Origin of the sequence: Pseudomonas sp. SWRI22, from assembly GCF_014268395.2 — a bacterium.
GTDB lineage: Bacteria > Pseudomonadota > Gammaproteobacteria > Pseudomonadales > Pseudomonadaceae > Aquipseudomonas > Aquipseudomonas paracarnis.
On sequence record NZ_JABWQK020000001.1, the window covers coordinates 1,320,207 to 1,336,664 of the forward strand.

General features: G+C 62.1%; 15 protein-coding genes. 3 read left to right on the top strand and 12 right to left on the bottom strand.

Going from position 1 to position 16,458, the window contains the following annotated elements; genetic code table 11:
* Positions 1–35 precede the first annotated feature (35 nt).
* The 4 genes from HU730_RS05740 to HU730_RS05755 form a co-directional block, all read right to left on the bottom strand.
* A complete protein-coding gene (locus tag HU730_RS05740; protein ID WP_186526588.1) occupies positions 36–1,253 on the bottom strand; it encodes an SAM-dependent methyltransferase in 1,218 nt (405 codons plus the stop codon).
* 220 nt (positions 1,254–1,473) lie between these two features.
* The gene (locus HU730_RS05745) at positions 1,474–2,091 is read right to left on the bottom strand and encodes a TPM domain-containing protein (protein ID WP_034126537.1); all 618 of its coding nucleotides are present in this window, start codon (positions 2,089–2,091) and stop codon (positions 1,474–1,476) included.
* A 31-nt stretch (positions 2,092–2,122) separates the two neighbouring features.
* Entirely contained in the window at positions 2,123–2,851 is a 729-nt protein-coding gene (locus HU730_RS26880; RefSeq protein ID WP_034126536.1) for a TPM domain-containing protein, read from the bottom strand.
* Positions 2,852–2,869: 18 nt separating this feature from the next.
* On the bottom strand, positions 2,870–3,481 hold the full coding sequence (locus tag HU730_RS05755; protein WP_014717327.1) for a LemA family protein: 612 nt from the start codon (positions 3,479–3,481) through the stop codon (positions 2,870–2,872).
* 241 nt (positions 3,482–3,722) lie between these two features.
* On the opposite strand from HU730_RS05755, the gene bglX reads away from it, so the two are divergent.
* The gene (gene bglX, locus HU730_RS05760) at positions 3,723–6,014 is read left to right on the top strand and encodes a beta-glucosidase BglX (RefSeq protein WP_186526587.1); all 2,292 of its coding nucleotides are present in this window, start codon (positions 3,723–3,725) and stop codon (positions 6,012–6,014) included.
* A 145-nt stretch (positions 6,015–6,159) separates the two neighbouring features.
* On the opposite strand, the gene HU730_RS05765 is transcribed toward bglX, so the two are convergent.
* From HU730_RS05765 to HU730_RS05800, 8 genes are all read right to left on the bottom strand, one after another.
* Positions 6,160–7,317: a phosphatidylserine/phosphatidylglycerophosphate/cardiolipin synthase family protein gene (locus tag HU730_RS05765; RefSeq protein ID WP_034126534.1), complete on the bottom strand. Its 1,158-nt coding sequence runs from the start codon at positions 7,315–7,317 to the stop codon at positions 6,160–6,162.
* 1 nt (position 7,318) lies between these two features.
* Positions 7,319–7,900, bottom strand: a complete 582-nt coding sequence (locus tag HU730_RS05770; protein ID WP_054898725.1) for a YceI family protein — start codon at positions 7,898–7,900, stop codon at positions 7,319–7,321.
* Between the two features lie 212 nt (positions 7,901–8,112).
* The gene (locus tag HU730_RS05775; protein ID WP_186526586.1) at positions 8,113–8,871 is read right to left on the bottom strand and encodes a helix-turn-helix domain-containing protein; all 759 of its coding nucleotides are present in this window, start codon (positions 8,869–8,871) and stop codon (positions 8,113–8,115) included.
* A gap of 64 nt (positions 8,872–8,935) precedes the next feature.
* Positions 8,936–10,378 carry an amidase gene (locus HU730_RS05780; protein WP_186526585.1) on the bottom strand — a complete coding sequence of 481 codons (1,443 nt, stop codon included), beginning with the start codon at positions 10,376–10,378 and terminating at the stop codon, positions 8,936–8,938.
* Positions 10,375–11,685, bottom strand: a complete 1,311-nt coding sequence (locus HU730_RS05785; protein WP_034125986.1) for a citrate-proton symporter — start codon at positions 11,683–11,685, stop codon at positions 10,375–10,377. Before HU730_RS05785 ends, HU730_RS05780 begins: the two co-directional genes overlap by 4 nt.
* Before the next feature lie 170 nt (positions 11,686–11,855).
* Positions 11,856–13,034 carry a M20 aminoacylase family protein gene (locus tag HU730_RS05790; protein ID WP_186526584.1) on the bottom strand — a complete coding sequence of 393 codons (1,179 nt, stop codon included), beginning with the start codon at positions 13,032–13,034 and terminating at the stop codon, positions 11,856–11,858.
* A gap of 256 nt (positions 13,035–13,290) precedes the next feature.
* Positions 13,291–13,605 carry a hypothetical protein gene (locus tag HU730_RS05795; protein ID WP_034125981.1) on the bottom strand — a complete coding sequence of 105 codons (315 nt, stop codon included), beginning with the start codon at positions 13,603–13,605 and terminating at the stop codon, positions 13,291–13,293.
* Complete coding sequence (locus HU730_RS05800; RefSeq protein WP_034125980.1) at positions 13,602–14,675, bottom strand: serine hydrolase; 1,074 nt, start codon at positions 14,673–14,675, stop codon at positions 13,602–13,604. Before HU730_RS05800 ends, HU730_RS05795 begins: the two co-directional genes overlap by 4 nt.
* 184 nt (positions 14,676–14,859) lie before the next feature.
* Between HU730_RS05800 and olsB the strand changes: the two genes are divergently transcribed.
* On the top strand, positions 14,860–15,615 hold the full coding sequence (gene olsB / locus HU730_RS05805; RefSeq protein WP_003189352.1) for an L-ornithine N(alpha)-acyltransferase: 756 nt from the start codon (positions 14,860–14,862) through the stop codon (positions 15,613–15,615).
* A complete protein-coding gene (locus HU730_RS05810) occupies positions 15,615–16,406 on the top strand; it encodes a lysophospholipid acyltransferase family protein (protein ID WP_032893104.1) in 792 nt (263 codons plus the stop codon). The genes olsB and HU730_RS05810 overlap by 1 nt, the downstream gene beginning before the upstream one ends.
* Positions 16,407–16,458 lie beyond the last annotated feature (52 nt).

Below are 16,458 nucleotides of genomic sequence, written 5' to 3' on the forward strand. Positions count from 1 at the left end.
AGGCAAGCCAGCTCCCACAGGGAACCGCGCCCATTTCAGGCCAGGTAGCCATCCCCGCGCAACAGGGTTTCCAGGCAGTGTTCGGTGATGTGATAAAACGCCTTGAGCTCCTGGATTTTTGCCAATAGCTGCGCGTTGTCCACAGGCTCGGCACGTTTGACCGCCAGGATCATCTTGTTCTTGTTGGTGTGTTCCAGCGAGATGAACTCGAACACCTTGGTCTCATAGCCACAGGCTTCAAGGAACAATGCGCGCAGGCTGTCGGTGACCATTTCCGCCTGCTGGCCCAGGTGCAGGCCGTATTGCAGCATCGGCTTGAGCAACGCCGGGCTCTGGATCTGCAGGCGGATCTGTTTGTGGCAGCACGGCGAGCACATGATGATCGACGCACCGGAACGGATGCCGGTGTGGATCGCGTAGTCGGTGGCGATGTCGCAGGCATGCAAGGCAATCATCACGTCCAGCTCACTGGGCGCCACGCTGCGTACATCGCCACATTTGAACACCAGCCCCGGGTGTTCCAGGCGTGCGGCGGCGCTGTTGCAGAGGGTGACCATGTCTTCACGCAACTCGACACCGGTGACCTCGCCCTCGGCCTTGAGGGTATTGCGCAGGTAATCGTGAATAGCGAAGGTCAGGTAACCCTTGCCCGAGCCGAAATCGGCGACACGCACCGGGCGGTCGAGTTGCAACGGCGACGACGTCAGCGCATGGCTGAACACTTCGATGAACTTGTTGATCTGCTTCCACTTGCGCGACATCGAGGGGATCAGCGCCTGCTTGGCGTCGGTCACGCCCAGGTCGGAGAGGAACGGCCGGCTCAGGTCGAGGAAGCGATTTTTTTCACGGTTATGCTCGGCTGAAGGCGCTTCGCGCAGTTGCTGCGGTTTGCTTTTGAACAGCGAACTTTTGTTCTTCTTGCTGTATTCCAACTGGGCTTCGTCGGTCAGCGCCAGCAAGTGCGCGTTCTTGAACGAGCTGGGCAACAGCTCGGCGATCGCCGCCACGCCGTCGGCCAAGGGGAAGTTCTTGGTGATGTCGCGGGTCTTGTAGCGATAGACGAACGACAGGCAAGGCTGCTCCTTGACCACCACCGGCTTGATGATCAGCCGCTGCAACTCGGCTTCCTCACCGACGTACTTGGCCAGCACCAGCTTGATAAAAGCGTTCTGGGCCAAGCTTGCGCTCAACAGTTCGATGAACTGGGCATGATGATCCGGCGCAGGGCGGGTAGGTTGAGCGGTGACGGACATGAACAAAAACGCCTCGGGTAAAGAATGCCGGGCATTTTAGGCGGGATGGGGGTTCAGGGCACGGGGTTATTTGATCAACGGTCAATCAACCCGAATAAGGATGCTGCCTTGTGTAGGAGCGAGCTTGCTCGCGAAAAACGTCAACGATAACGCGGGTGTCCTGAATGAACGCGGCGTCGATGAGTTTTTCGCGAGCAAGCTCGCTCCTACAAAAAAGCAGTTATTCGAGTACAACCAGGCGATTGGGCAGTTCGTTGCGGGTTTGGGTAACGGGCACATGCACCTTGAGCAACTCGCCACAGGCTTCAACGCAGGCGATGAACCCGGCCAGCGTCTGCCCCTGTTTAACTTGCTGGGTAAACGCCTGGACAATAGCGTCCCAATTGCTGTCATCCAGGCGCTTGGAAATCCCGTCATCCACCAGGATCTCCACATAACGCTCGGCCTCGCTGACAAAAATCAGCACCCCGGTGCTGCCCACCGTGTGGTGCAGGTTCTGCTCCAGAAACTGCCGCCGCGCCAGGTTGGACGCACGCCAGTGGCGTACCGAACGCGGGATCAGCCGAGTAGTGACCTTGGGCAAGCGGAACACCAGGCACAGCACAATGAACGTCGCCCACTGCGCCACCAGCAAGGTGTACATGGTCAGGTAGCCCGACAGGTAATGCACCACACCCGGCACCACCAACGCGATCAAGCTCGCCCACAGCAACGGAATGTAGGCGTAGTCGTCGGCGCGCGCCGCCAGCACGGTGACCAACTCCGCGTCGGTGGTTTTCTCGACCCGGGCGATCGCTTCGGCGACTTGGCGCTGCTCGTGTTCAGTCAGTAATGCCATGGTTGTAGATGCTCTATTCTCGTTATTGTCATTACCAGCTGCCCGAAGCCCCGCCACCGCCAAAACCACCGCCGCCGCCGCGGAAACCACCACCACCGCCGCCCCCACCGCCGCCGCGCCCGCTGCTGTTGAGAATCGCCAGCAGGATAGCGCCCACTGGCAAGCCCATGCGATTGCACAGCCACAGCACGCCGATCAGCAGAATAAACAGGCCGATGGAAAACCCGGGATTATCCATGGCGAAGTTCGCATCCGCCACATGGGCCGGCACCGCCAAGGGCTCACCGCCCACCACCTGGATCATCGCGGCCACGCCGTCGCTGATGCCCTGGCTGAAATTGCCGGCCTTGAACTTGGGCAGGATCACCTGGTTGATGATCACCCAGGATTGCGCATCCGTCAGCACGCCTTCCAGGCCATACCCGACTTCGATGCGCAATTGGCGGTCATCACGGGAGACGATCAACAGCGCGCCGTTGTCCTTGCCCTTTTGGCCAATGCCCCACTGGCGGCCCAATTGATAACCGTAGTCCTCAATAGGCACGCCTTGCAGGTCGGGCACGGTGACCACCACCAACTGGTCGCCCGAGGTCTGCTCCAGCGCCTGCAGTTGCTGGGTCAGTTGCTCGCGCACCGCCGGGTCGATCATCTGCGCGCTGTCCACCACCCGCCCGGTCAGCGCCGGGAAGCTCGGTGCCGCCTGGGCCACGCCCACGCAGGCCAACAGCCACAGCGCCAGGCCTATCCGTAATAAACGCATCGACACCTCAGTGCAGCCTTATTTGAACTTCACTTGCGGCGCTTTATCGGCATCGGCGCTGGTGGCTTCAAACGTGGCGCGGATCGGCAAGTCGCTGTACATCACGCTGTGCCACAGGCGGCCCGGGAAGGTGCGGATCTCAGTGTTGTAAGCCTGTACGGCCTGTATAAAGTCACGGCGAGACACAGCGATACGGTTCTCGGTGCCTTCAAGTTGCGATTGCAAGGCCAGGAAGTTCTGGTTGGCCTTCAGGTCCGGGTAACGCTCGGACACCACCATCAAACGGCTGAGTGCGCCGCTCAGGCCATCCTGGGCTTGCTGGAACTGCTTGAGTTTTTCGGGGTTGTCCAGGGTGCTGGCATCCACCTGGATCGAGGTGGCCTTGGCCCGCGCTTCAATCACCGCGGTAAGGGTTTCCTGTTCGTGGGCGGCATACGCCTTCACCGTTTCCACCAGGTTGGGGATCAGGTCAGCACGGCGCTGGTACTGGTTCTGCACCTGGCCCCAGGCGGCCTTGGCCTGTTCGTCCAGGGTCGGGATGTTGTTGATGCCGCAACCGCTCAGCACGCTGCTGATCAGTAACAGCGCCGCAGCCTTGAAGCCCCAGCGATAAGTGTGTGCTGCTTGCATAGTGTTTCTCCTGCCCGATCTGATGGAATGTGACGACTAACCCTATAAACCACGCGCTTGGGGCATAATCCGCCACCACTGGAATGCTTCGAGCCAATCAGCTACAAAGATGCCCAGCGCGAAAAAGAGTTCAGAGTGTGCTGCATTTATCTGAACAACACCCGAACAACAATAGACGTTCCCCACATTTTGGCCGACAGCATCTCTCTGAATGCTGCGCAGTCGCCGAAAAAGGATATTCATGAAAAAGCTGTGTTTGCTCGGCCTTGTTGCCACTCTGGCCAGCCACCCCGTATGGGCAGAAACAAAGCCTGCTGCGCTTAACGACAAGGACGCCTTCGTCAGCGACCTGCTCAAGCAAATGACCCTGGATGAGAAGATCGGCCAATTGCGCCTGATCAGCATCGGCCCGGAAATGCCCCGCGAGCTGATCCGCAAGGAAATCGCCGCCGGCCGCATCGGTGGCACGTTCAACTCCATCACCCGCCCGGAAAACCGTCCGATGCAGGACGCGGCCATGCGCAGCCGCTTGAAGATCCCGATGTTCTTCGCCTACGACGTGATCCACGGCCACCGCACCATTTTCCCGATCAGCCTGGCCCTGGCCTCCAGCTGGGACATGGACGCCATTGGCCGCTCCGGGCGCATCGCCGCCCAGGAAGCCGCCGCCGACAGCCTCGACATCACCTTCGCACCGATGGTGGATATCTCGCGCGACCCGCGCTGGGGCCGCACTTCCGAAGGTTTCGGTGAAGACACCTACCTGGTGTCACGCATTGCCGAAGTGATGGTCAAGGCGTTCCAGGGCACCAGCCCCGCGAATGCCGACAGCCTCATGGCCAGCGTCAAGCACTTCGCCCTCTACGGCGCGGTGGAAGGCGGGCGCGACTACAACGTGGTCGACATGAGCCCGGTCAAGATGTACCAAGACTACCTGCCGCCCTACCACGCGGCGATCAAGGCTGGCTCCGGCGGCGTGATGGTCGCGCTCAACTCGATCAACGGCGTGCCTGCCACCGCCAACACCTGGCTGATGAACGACCTGCTGCGCAAGGACTGGGGCTTCAAGGGCCTGACCGTCAGCGACCACGGTGCGATCGTCGAGCTGATCAAGCACGGCGTGGCCAAGGACGGGCGTGAAGCCGCCAAGCTGGCGATCAAGGCCGGCATCGACATGAGCATGAACGACTCGCTGTACGGCAAGGAATTGCCGGGGCTGCTCAAGTCCGGCGAGATCCAGCAGAGCGACATCGACAACGCCGTGCGCGAAGTGCTCGGCGCCAAGTACGACATGGGCCTGTTCAAGGACCCGTACCTGCGCATCGGCAAGGCCGAGGATGACCCGGCCGACACCTACGCCGACAGCCGCCTGCACCGTGCCGAGGCCCGCGACATTGCGCGCCGCAGCCTGGTGTTGCTGAAAAACCACAACGACACCCTGCCGCTGAAAAAATCCGCGACCATTGCCCTTGTCGGCCCGCTGGCCAAGGCACCCATCGACATGGTGGGCAGTTGGGCTGCTGCCGGCCGGCCTGCACAATCGGTGACCCTGCTCGACGGCATGAACGCCGTGATCGGTGAAAAAGGCAAAGTGATCTATGCCCGTGGCGCCAACATCACCGGCGACAAAGCGGTGCTCGACTACCTCAACTTCCTCAACTTCGATGCCCCGGAAGTGGTGGACGACCCGCGCCCTGCCCAGGTGCTGATTGATGAAGCGGTGAAGGCGGCGAACAACGCCGACGTTATCGTCGCCGCGGTGGGCGAGTCCCGTGGCATGTCCCACGAATCGTCGAGCCGTACCGATCTGAACATCCCGCAAAGCCAGCGCGACTTGATCAAGGCCCTCAAAGCCACCGGCAAACCGCTGGTGCTGGTGTTGATGAACGGCCGTCCGCTGTCGATTCTCGAAGAGAACCAACAGGCCGACGCGATCCTGGAAACCTGGTTCGCAGGTACCGAAGGCGGCAACGCCATCGCCGACGTGCTGTTCGGTGACTACAACCCATCGGGCAAGCTGCCGATCACCTTCCCTCGTTCGGTCGGGCAGATTCCGACCTACTACAACCACCTGACCATCGGCCGGCCATTCACCCCAGGCAAGCCGGGCAACTACACCTCGCAGTACTTCGATGACACCACCGGCCCCCTGTTTCCGTTTGGCTATGGCCTGAGCTACACCACGTTCAGCCTGTCGGACATGGCACTGTCGTCCACCACGCTGAACAAGACCGGCAAGCTCGATGCCAGCGTCACCGTGAAGAACACTGGCAAGGTCGATGGCGAAACGGTTGTGCAGTTGTATATCCAGGACGTGGCCGGTTCGATGATCCGCCCGATCAAGGAGCTGAAGAACTTCCAGAAGATCATGCTCAAGGCCGGCGAAGCGCGCACGCTGCACTTCACCATCACCGAGGACGACTTGAAGTTCTACAACGCCCAACTCAAGTTCGCGGCGGAACCGGGTGAGTTCAATGTGCAGATCGGCTTGGATTCCCAGGATGTGCAGCAGCAAACCTTCGAACTGCTCTGATCTGAAGCTGTAAACACGGTCGCTGTGGGAGCTGGCTTTTGTGGGAGCTGGCTTGCCTGCGATACAGGCACCTCGGTTTGTCAGGTGTACCGAGGTGATGCTATCGCAGGCAAGCCAGCTCCCACAGTTGATTGAGGTGGCCCGACTAACCGCGTCGATCCAGCAGGTTCACCACCAACCGATCAATCCAGCCCCACACCCGCTGCTTCACCCGCCGCCACAATGGCCGCGCCTTCCATGCCTCCAGGCTCACCGCCTGGCTTTGGGCAAAGTCCGCTTCGAAACTGCCCACCACCGCTGCCGTCAACTGCGGGTCCAGCGCTTCGAGGTTGGCTTCCAGGTTGAAGCGCAGATTCCAGTGGTCGAAATTGCACGAGCCAATGCTCACCCAATCATCCACCAGCACCATCTTCAGGTGCAGGAAACACGGCTGGTATTCGAAGATCTGCACGCCTGAGCGCAGCAGGCGCGGGTAATAACGGTGCCCGGCGTAACGCACCGACGGGTGATCGGTGCGCGGGCCGGTGAGCAGCAAACGTACGTCCACACCGCGCCCTGCCGCCCGGCGCAAGGCACGGCGCACGCTCCAGGTTGGCAGGAAGTACGGGGTCGCCAGCCAGATACGCCCCTTGCTGCTGTTCAAAGCACGAATCAACGATTGCAGGATGTCACGGTGCTGACGCGCATCGGCATACGCCACGCGGCCCAGCCCCGGCCCGGTCGCGGGCACCTTGGGCAAGCGAGGCAAACCAAAGTGGGTAGCCGGTTTCCATTCACGGCGCGCGGCGTTAGCGTGCCATTGCCGGTCGAACAGGGCCTGCCAGTCCAGCACCAGCGGGCCGCTGATCTGCACCATCACTTCATGCCAGTCGGCGGTGTCTTGCCCCGGCGTCCAGAACTCGTCGGTGACACCGGTGCCGCCGACCACCGCAATGCGCTGGTCGATCAGCAGTAGCTTTCGATGGTCGCGGTACAGGTTGCGCATCCAGCGCCGCCAATTCAGGCGGTTGTAAAAGCGCAGCGCCACGCCGGCATCGGTCAAGCGCTTGCGCAGCCCCAGGGTAAACGCCAGGCTGCCGTAATCGTCAAACAGGCAACGCACCTGCACGCCGCGTTCGGCGGCCAGTACCAGCGCCTGCACCATGGCCTCGGCGCAGGCCCCGGCTTCGACCAGGTACAACTCAAGGTCAACCTGCTGCTCGGCCCGGGCGATGCCCACCAGCATCTGCGGGAAGAAATTCGGCCCGTCGATCAGCAATTCGAACTGATTGGCGCTGCGCCACGGGAACACCGCGCCGCTCATGTCAGCGCGCCGTGAAAATCAGCACCGCACCCACCGGCACCGACAAACTGATCGACTTGAGCCCTGCCGCCTTACGCAAGGTAGCCACACCGGGCGCCAGGTCGAAATCTTCGGCATGCAGCACCACGGGCTCCAGAGTTACCACCTGGAAACGCCGCTCATCCAGGCGCGTGGCCAGCAGTTCGGCGCTGTAGGTCTGGGTCTTGCCGTGCAGCGTGACGCTCAAGGGCAGGCGCAATTCCAACTGCGCGCCGGACGCCAGGTCATTGATGGGCTGCAGATTGATCTGTGCGCTGATCTGCGCTTCGGGGAAGGTCTTGATCTCGAACAGCTCTTTACGCATGCGCTCGTCGCGCAACGGAATACCGCTGTTGATTGAGTCCAGCTCCACTTCCAGCCGAGCCGCGCCTTTGGCGTCGACTTTGCCGTGCAGCACCAGGAAGCGCTGGACTTCGGCAATCTCGGTGTTTTTGGTGGTGACGAAAGACAGGCGCGAGGATTCGTTATCCAGGTACCAATCGGCGTGGGCGGGCACGGCAGCAAAGGCCAGCAGCGCGAAGACCAGAGGTTTGACATTGAACATAAAGACTCATGGGGCAAAAAAACCTGGGCGAACCTTAAGCGCAATCTCACAACCGGCGCAAATTCAATGTGGGAGCTGGCTTGCTGTGGCGAGGGAGCTTGCTCCCGTTCGACAGCGCAGCTGGAGCCGGCTTTTTGGGGGCGCTACGCACCCCAGCGGGAGCAAGCTCCCTCGCCACAAAAGCCAGCTGCCACAGGGTTTTTGCTGTGTTTTCAAACCAGCGTTCGCTGCACTTCGCAGATCGCTTCTTCAAGGCTGCCCATGTGCAAATTCAACACCCGCTCCACCGGCGCCTGATGCATCGGCCAATGCAGCGCCATGCTCCCCACCAATCGGCCATTGGCGCGCACCGGCAAGGCCACCGCCCGGATCAGGAACGGCAAACGCACCGGGTATTCCCAATAGCCCTCGGTACGCTGTCCGAAGCCCTGGTGCTGGGTTTGCTCGCATGCGCGATAGTGCTCGTCTGCCGCCACATGATTGCGGCCTGCCAGGCGCTGTACTTCGTCAGCCGGCAATTGCGTCAGGCAAGCCTTGCCCATCGCCGAGTGGAACAGGCTGGCGTACTGGCCGACGATCTGGCAGTTGTTCGGGTACAGCTTGCGCAACACGCTGGGGATCGCGCTTTCCATGACCTCCAGGCGCTCGCCATCGAAGCACGACAAGTCCACCACCAGCCCAGTGCGCTCGCTGAGCTCCAGCAACCAAGGGGCGGCGCTCTCCACCACCTGGCGCTTGAAGCGTTGCTGGGTATCGCCGAACAAACGCCGGGCACGCAGGCGGTAACGCCGATCGCTCAGGCCGCGGTAGACCCACCCCTGTTCCTGCAAGGTCAGCAACATGCGCGACACCGTGGCCTTGGGCAGCTGCGTGAGGTAGTGCAGTTCTTCCAGCCCCAGGGCCTGGTGCTCGCCCAGCAACTCGACGATTGCCAGAGCGCGCTCAACCGAGCGTACAGTGCCTGTCTCCATGTTCGATCTCCCTGTTGCCGGTGGATGATCTTTTTTCACAGCAAGATACAGGCCTGGTCAGCGCTCAGCGGGTCGTTGCAAGGCACGCCGGTGGCCGGCGTTGTACCCATTGGGTCAGTTGCTCATGGGCGTAGGCCAATTGCAGCACGGCCCTGTCGGCCTGGGCCGGGCCAATGATTTGCAGGCCCATGGGCAAGCCCTGGGGGTTGAAGCCCACCGGAATGCTCATGCTCGGCAAACCGGCGAGGGTCGGGCCGATCACCGCCTCCATCCAACGGTGATAAGTGTCCATTTCACGCCCGCCAACGAGGCGTGGCCAAGGCTGTTGTGCATCGAAAGGGAACACCTGGGCGGTGGGCAACAGCAGGAAATCGTAACGTTCGAACAGCTTGCCCAAAGCGCGGTACCACTCACTGCGGTCCACCGACGCCTGGTAAACCTGCTGGGCACTCAAGCCCTGGCCGCCCTCCACTTCCCATTGCGCTTCGGGCTTGAGCAACGCGCGTTTTTGCGGGTTGGCGTAGGCCGCGCCGAGGTTGCCGTGCACCAGCCAATGGCGGTGTACCAACCAGCAGCGCCACAGGCGCGCCATGGAAAAGTCCGGTTGGCAGCTGTGCACTTCACAGCCCAACCTGGCGAAATCATCCAGCGCCGCTTCGCACAGGCTCATCACGCCATCATCCATCGGCAGATAACCGTTGTAGTCCCCCAGCCAACCGAGGCGCACGCCCTTGAAGTCGCGCAGCAACGGCTGGCCCAGCACCGCCGGATCGGCCGAGGATGACAGCGGCGTGCGGGGGTCGTAACCGGCCTGGATGCTCAGCAACCGCGCCACATCCGTCACGCTGCGCCCCATCGGGCCTTCGGTGCCCAGTTGCTGCACGAACAACTCCGGCATCGGCCCGTGGGGCACCCGTCCTTGGGAGGGGCGCAAGCCGAACACGTTGTTGAACGCCGCCGGGTTGCGCAGCGAGCCCATCATGTCGCTGCCGTCGGCCACCGGCAGCATGCGTAGCGCCAGGGCCACCGCCGCTCCGCCACTGCTACCGCCGGCCGCCAGGCGCGGGTCATAGGCGTTGCCGGTGGTACCGAACAGCGTGTTGTAGGTGTGGGAGCCCAGGCCGAACTCCGGCACGTTGGTCTTGCCAATGATGATCGCACCACTGGCCCGCACCCGCGCCACGCTGATGGCGTCTTCGTTCGGTACATGCTCGGCGAACAGCGGTGAGCCCAGGGTGGTGCGCAAACCCTGGGTGGCCGCCAGGTCCTTGATGGCCTGGGGCATGCCATGCATCCAGCCACGGGAATGGCCCCGGTCCAACTCACGATCACAGGCTCTCGCCTCGGCCAGCACGGCCTCGCTTTCGCGCAACGACACCAGCGCATTCACGCCAGGGTTAAAGCGCTGGATCTGCGCCAGGTACGCCTGCATCACCTCTTCGCACGACACCTGCCGCCCATGAATGGCCCGCGACAGCTCAGTGGCATCCCAATCAACAATACTCAAGGCTTCACCTCTCTGGAAAACGGCAGCGGCTTGCTCGCCCGGGGCGCCTCGCGCATGCAGTAAGTGCCCAGCAGCGTCAGCACACACGCAAACAATACATAGAACGACGGCGCCACCGGCGTGCCCAGCACCTTGCTCAGCCAGGTCACGATCAACGGCGCGAAACCACCGAACACCATTACGGCCACGTTATAGGCCACCGACACGCCGGTCGAGCGCACCTCGATAGGGAACTGTTCGGCCAATGCCGTCGGCGCTGGCCCGAAGAACCCGCCAATCGCCGTGCACAACATCACCTGCATCACCAGCAGGCGCTCGATGGACGGCGCGGCGGCCACCCACACATACAACGGGTAGACCATCACGAAGAACGCCAGGGTGAAGGCCATCAACACCGGTCGCCGTCCCAACCGATCCGAGAGCAGGCCGGACAAGGGGATCACCACGGTCATCAGCGCCACCGCAAACATCTGCACCATCAGCACCTGGTCCAGCGGCAGGCCGAGGTTCTTGTGGGCGAAGGTCGGCATGTTCACCAGCACCACGTAGAACGACACCGTCGCCCCGCAGGCCAAGCCCATGGACACCAGGATGCTGCGCCGATGGTCACGCAGCACTTGCATGAGGCTCGGCGCCGGGCCGGTGGCGTTTTTACGCGCCTGGATAAACTCTTCCGGGTCTTCCATGTGCCGACGAATCCACAACCCCACCGGGCCGATCAACAAGCCCAGCACAAACGGCAGGCGCCAGCCCCACAGGTCGAGGGTTTCGGGCGAAAAGAAATGCGTGACCAACGCCACCATCGCCGCCCCGCCGAACACCGCCAGGCATTGCCCTACCAATTGCCAGGAGCCATACAAGCCCTTGCGATGGGCAGGTGCGCTCTCCACCAGAAATGCCGTGGCGCTGGCATATTCACCGCCGGTGGCAAACCCCTGAAGCATCCGCGCCACCACAATCAGCAACGGCGCACCCATGCCAATGGCGGCGTAGCTCGGCGCGAAGGCGATCAGCGCAATGGACACGGTCATTAGCCGGATAATCAACTGCATCGCGGCTTTGCGGCCTTTGCGGTCGGCATAGATGCCCAACAGGATGCCGCCCACCGGACGCATGAAAAAGCCCACGCCAAAGGTGGCCAGGGCCATCAGCAGCGACGCGTATTCGTCTTCGGAGGGGAAGAACTGCCGGGCGATGATGCTGGCCAGGAAACCGTAAACGATGAAGTCATACCATTCCAACGCGTTGCCGATCACCGCCGCCACCACTTGGCGGGTGCGGGAAACGCCGAGTTTTGCAGTCTGCATGAGGAACACTCCATTCAACCGATACAGGGAAAGGGTCCAGCGGCAGAAAAAGGCGTTGCTGTAGGAGCGAGCTTGCTCGCGAAAAACGCGCAGGCAACACGGGCTACCTCAAAGCGCTGCGTCAGCGTTGACGATTTTCGCGAGCAAGCTCGCTCCTACAAGGGGTTGGGTTATCCGGCTGGCTTGAGCCAGCTCTCGGCTAGCGCACCCCAGTAGGCTGCGCCGGTCAGCAGGATGTCGTCGTTGAAGTCATAGGCGGGGTTGTGCACCATCGGTCGCGACACACCGTTGCCGATAAACAGGTAACTGCCGGGGCAGCGTTGCAGCATCCAGGCGAAGTCTTCGCTGCCCATCAGCGTGCGGGTGTTGCCATCCACAGCGTCGGCACCGAGCAAGGCCACACCGACCTGGCGGGCGAATTCGGTTTCTTCGGCGTGGTTGACAAGCACCGGGTAGGCCGGCCGGTGTTCGATCTGCACGGTGCAGCCGAAGCTGGCGGCCTGGGTCTGGATGATCGCGTTGACCCGTTCCAGCATCTGTTCACGTACCTTGGGGTTAAGTGCGCGCAAGCTCAGGCGCAACAGGGCTTGCTGGGGAATCACATTGGCGGCTTGCCCTGCTTGAAGGGCGCCGACCGTGACCACGGCAGCTTCCTGGGTGTCGATATTGCGTGCTACCACCGTTTGCAAGGCCATGACCATGCTCGCCGCCGCCACCAGCGGGTCCACGGTCAAATGCGGCATCGAGCCATGGCCACCTACGCCTTCGAGCGTCACGGTGAGCAGGTCCTGGGAGGCCATCATCGGCCCCACTCTCAAGCCCAGATGCCCAGCCGGCAAGCCTGGCATATTGTGCATGCCGAACAACCCGTCGCAGGGGAAGCGCTCCAGCAACCCATCTGCAAGCATCGCCTCGGCGCCGCCCTGGCCTTCTTCGGCGGGTTGGAAAATCAGGTTCAAAGTACCGTCGAATTGCCGCGTCGCCGCCAAGTAACGCGCGGCACCGAGCAACATGGTGGTGTGGCCGTCATGGCCGCAGGCGTGCATGCAGCCGGCATGTTGGCTGGTGTAGGCCGCGCCGGTGTTTTCGATGATGGGCAAGGCGTCCATGTCGGCGCGAATCCCCAACGTGCGCGAGCTGTTGCCATTGCGCAACACACCGACCACACCGGTCTTGCCGATGCCGGTGTGCACCTCGTAACCCCACTCCTTGAGTGACTGTGCGACCAGCGCTGAGGTGCGGTTCTCTTCAAAGCCGAGTTCGGGGTGGGCGTGGATATCGTGACGCACAGCGTGCAAGTCGCTGGCAACGTCGCTGAGCCAATCCAGGATGTGCTGGTGCGGGCGCATGGTGATTCTCCTCACAGGCGGGTGGTCCCGTTCTTGTTGGCGATACATCGACAGCTAAGCGCGATGTGCGCGTGAGGACAATCAAAGGTGGTTCCACCCTGTGGAACCTCAGGGCCGGTTCTTTTTCCGAGAACCCACGCAGATAATCTAAATGTGGGAGCTGGCTTGCCTGCGATGGCGGCGGCACAGGCACCAGTGATGTTGGCTGACCTGGCGCTATCGCAGGCAAGCCAGCTCCCACAGAGGAATGAGTGTGTCAGGGAGTCAGGCGGCAGCCTTGGCGGTTGCCCATCCATCGCGCTGTATGCGTACGCCCCAACCCGCTCGCTGTCACTTCACTGCGCTCAGGCGTGTCGATAAACGCACTGATGGGCACGTACTGCTTCACATACCCCAGGCAATACTGCGCCGGGTTGTTGGCCACGTACCGGCACGAGCAGTACTCCTTGGCGGTGTACGCCGCGATGATGTCGGGGAAGGCTTGCAGGTTGACGCGCTCGTGCCAAACCCAGCCGAACAATGCGAAAAGCAACACCAGTAAAACGCTGATGAACGGATGACGACGGATCATGAGCGCACCGCCGCCAGCACGCGTTTGAGCAGTTCGTTATGCCGGTAACTGCCATCCCGATCATCGCCGTAACGCACGATCACCAGGTGTTCGTCGGGCAGCACAAACAGCGCCTGGCCCCAGTGCCCCAGAGCGGCGAAGGTAGTGGCCGGTGCGTCGGGCCAGGGTTGGGGGGCGCCGGTATTGAGCCACCAATGGCCGCCCGGCACAGCTTCATCCTGGCCGGCTTTGTAGCGGTCGAAGGGCCGGCGGTTGAAGGCGACCCAGTCCTTGGGCAGCAGTTGCCGCACGCCCCAGCGCCCATCCCGGGCCATCAGTAACCCTACTCGTGCCAGATCCCGGGCCGTGAGGTAGGCATAGGACGACGAGACAAACGTCTCATCGGCGTCGGTTTCCCAGGTTGCGTCGCGAATGCCCAAGGGCTGGAACAGCGCGTCCCACGGGTAGGTGATGTAGGCCTTGTGGCCGAGCATGCCCTTGAGCGCGGCGGACAGGATAGTGCTGTCGCCACTGGAATAACGGAAAGCCTGGCCAGGGGCGGCGACCGCCTCGGCATCCGCTGCGAATTGCGCCATGTCGGTGTGGCCACGGGTGTAGAGCATCGCCACCACCGAAGATTTCAACGGGGCGTACTCGTAGTCTTCCTGCCAGTCCAACCCGGAGGCCCAGTGCAGCAGGTCAGCCATGCTCACCTTGGGGTGCTGCTTCATCGGCGGGTAGAAACGTGCGGCGGGGTCGTTGAGTTTGAAGCGGCCTTGCCCATAGGCCACGCCCAGCACGGTAGCCATCAGGCTTTTGCTGACAGACCAGGTCAGGTGCGGCGTGCTGGCAGTGGTGGGCGCGGCGTAGCGTTCATAAATGATTTCGCCGTCACGAATGACCAGCAACGCGTCGGTGCGAATACCGTTGCGGGTGGCATCGTCGCGGGGTGGGAAAGCGTAGGCGTCCAGGGCATCGACAGCGGGGCCGGCGAGAGATGTGCCCACGGCCCACTCCTTATCAGGCCAGATTTCAGCGCGGGCATTCACGGTGACAAACAGCAGGGCAACGCACAACAGGCCTCGGACCATGGACGCAAACTCAAGGGGGCATTCAAGCCCGCGAGCCTAGCTCACGCCAGTGACAGATTTGCGACAAGGGGGCTGTCATCCAACCGTCACCGTAACTTCATGGAGCTGACACCGAGGCTACATAGCCTGACTTTGGACAACAAAGTCGACTGGCCGCAACCTGGCCGGCACCCGGAGACTCGCTATGACTCAGATCGCCCGCATCAGCGACAAAGGCAATGAACGCCGTCTGCAAGCCGAACGCCTGGTAGGCGCACAGGCATTGCAGGAAGCCCAGGCCCTGCGGTTCAACGTGTTCAGCGGCGAGTTCAACGCCAAGCTGAAAGGCGCGGAATTGGGTCTGGACATGGATGACTATGATGTTCACTGCAGCCATATCGGCGTGCGGGATTTGAACAGCGGTCGACTCGTCGCGACTACCCGTCTGCTCGACCACCAGGCCGCCAGCACCCTGGGCCGGTTCTACAGTGAAGAAGAATTCAGCCTGCATGGCCTGCTGCACTTGCAGGGCCCGATCCTGGAGATTGGCCGCACCTGCGTCGACCCGGCCTATCGCAATGGCGGCACCATCGCGGTGTTGTGGGGCGAGTTGGCCGAAGTGCTCAACCAGGGCGGCTACAGCTACCTGATGGGCTGCGCGAGCATTCCGATGCACGATGGCGGCATCCAGGCCCACGCGATCATGCAGCGCTTGCGCGAGCGCTACCTGTGCAACGAACACCTGCGCGCCGAACCGAAAAAACCACTGCCGGCCCTGGACTTGCCGTCCAACGTCATCGCCGAAATGCCGCCGCTGCTCAAGGCCTACATGCGCCTGGGCGCGAAGATCTGCGGCGAGCCGTGCTGGGATGAAGACTTCCAGGTAGCAGACGTGTTTATCCTGCTCAAGCGCGACGAGTTGTGCCCGCGCTACGCGCGCCACTTCAAGGCGGCCATGTGATGAACCGCCTGCGCATCTACGGGCGCATCGCCCGCGTGTTGTTGGTGGTGGGGCTGGGGCTGAGCATGGCCAGTGTGTTTGGCTTGTTCGAGCGCCTGGGCGTGGCTAACTCGATGGTGCGGCGCCAGCGTTGGTCGCGCTTCTTTATGGCGCGACTGACCAACGCCCTGCCCTTTCGCGTAACGGTGCATGGCGAGTTGCCGCAAACGCCGATGCTGTGGGTGAGCAATCACGTGTCCTGGACGGATATCCCGTTGCTGGGCATGGTGGCGCCGATGTCGTTTTTGTCCAAGGCCGAGGTGCGCACCTGGCCGGTGGCCGGCTGGCTAGCGGCCAAGGCTGGCAGCCTGTTTATTCGCCGCGGATCAGGTGACAGCCAACTGATCCGCAAGCAAATGACCCGTCATCTGGAGCAACAGCACCCCTTGCTGATGTTCCCCGAGGGCACCACCACCGACGGGCGCGGCCTGCGCACGTTCCACGGGCGCTTGCTGGCCAGCGCGATCGATGCGGATGTATCACTGCAGCCGGTAGCGATTCGGTATCTGCGCGACGGCCAAGTCGACCCGCTGGCACCCTTTATTGGCGATGATGATTTGCTCTCGCACCTGATGCGCTTGTTTTCCAATGACCGCGGCGATGTGGAGATTCATGTGCTCAAGCCGATTGCCTGCGCCGGGCAGGAACGTGCGGCATTGGCGTATCAGGCGCAGCAGGCGGTGCAGAAGGCATTGTTCGGCCCGGTGCCGGAAACCGAGCAAGTGGCCGCTCGGCCTGCATTCGCAGCCTGAAGCAATGTGAACTCAATCCAAATGTGGGAGCTGGCTTGCCTGCGATGGCGGT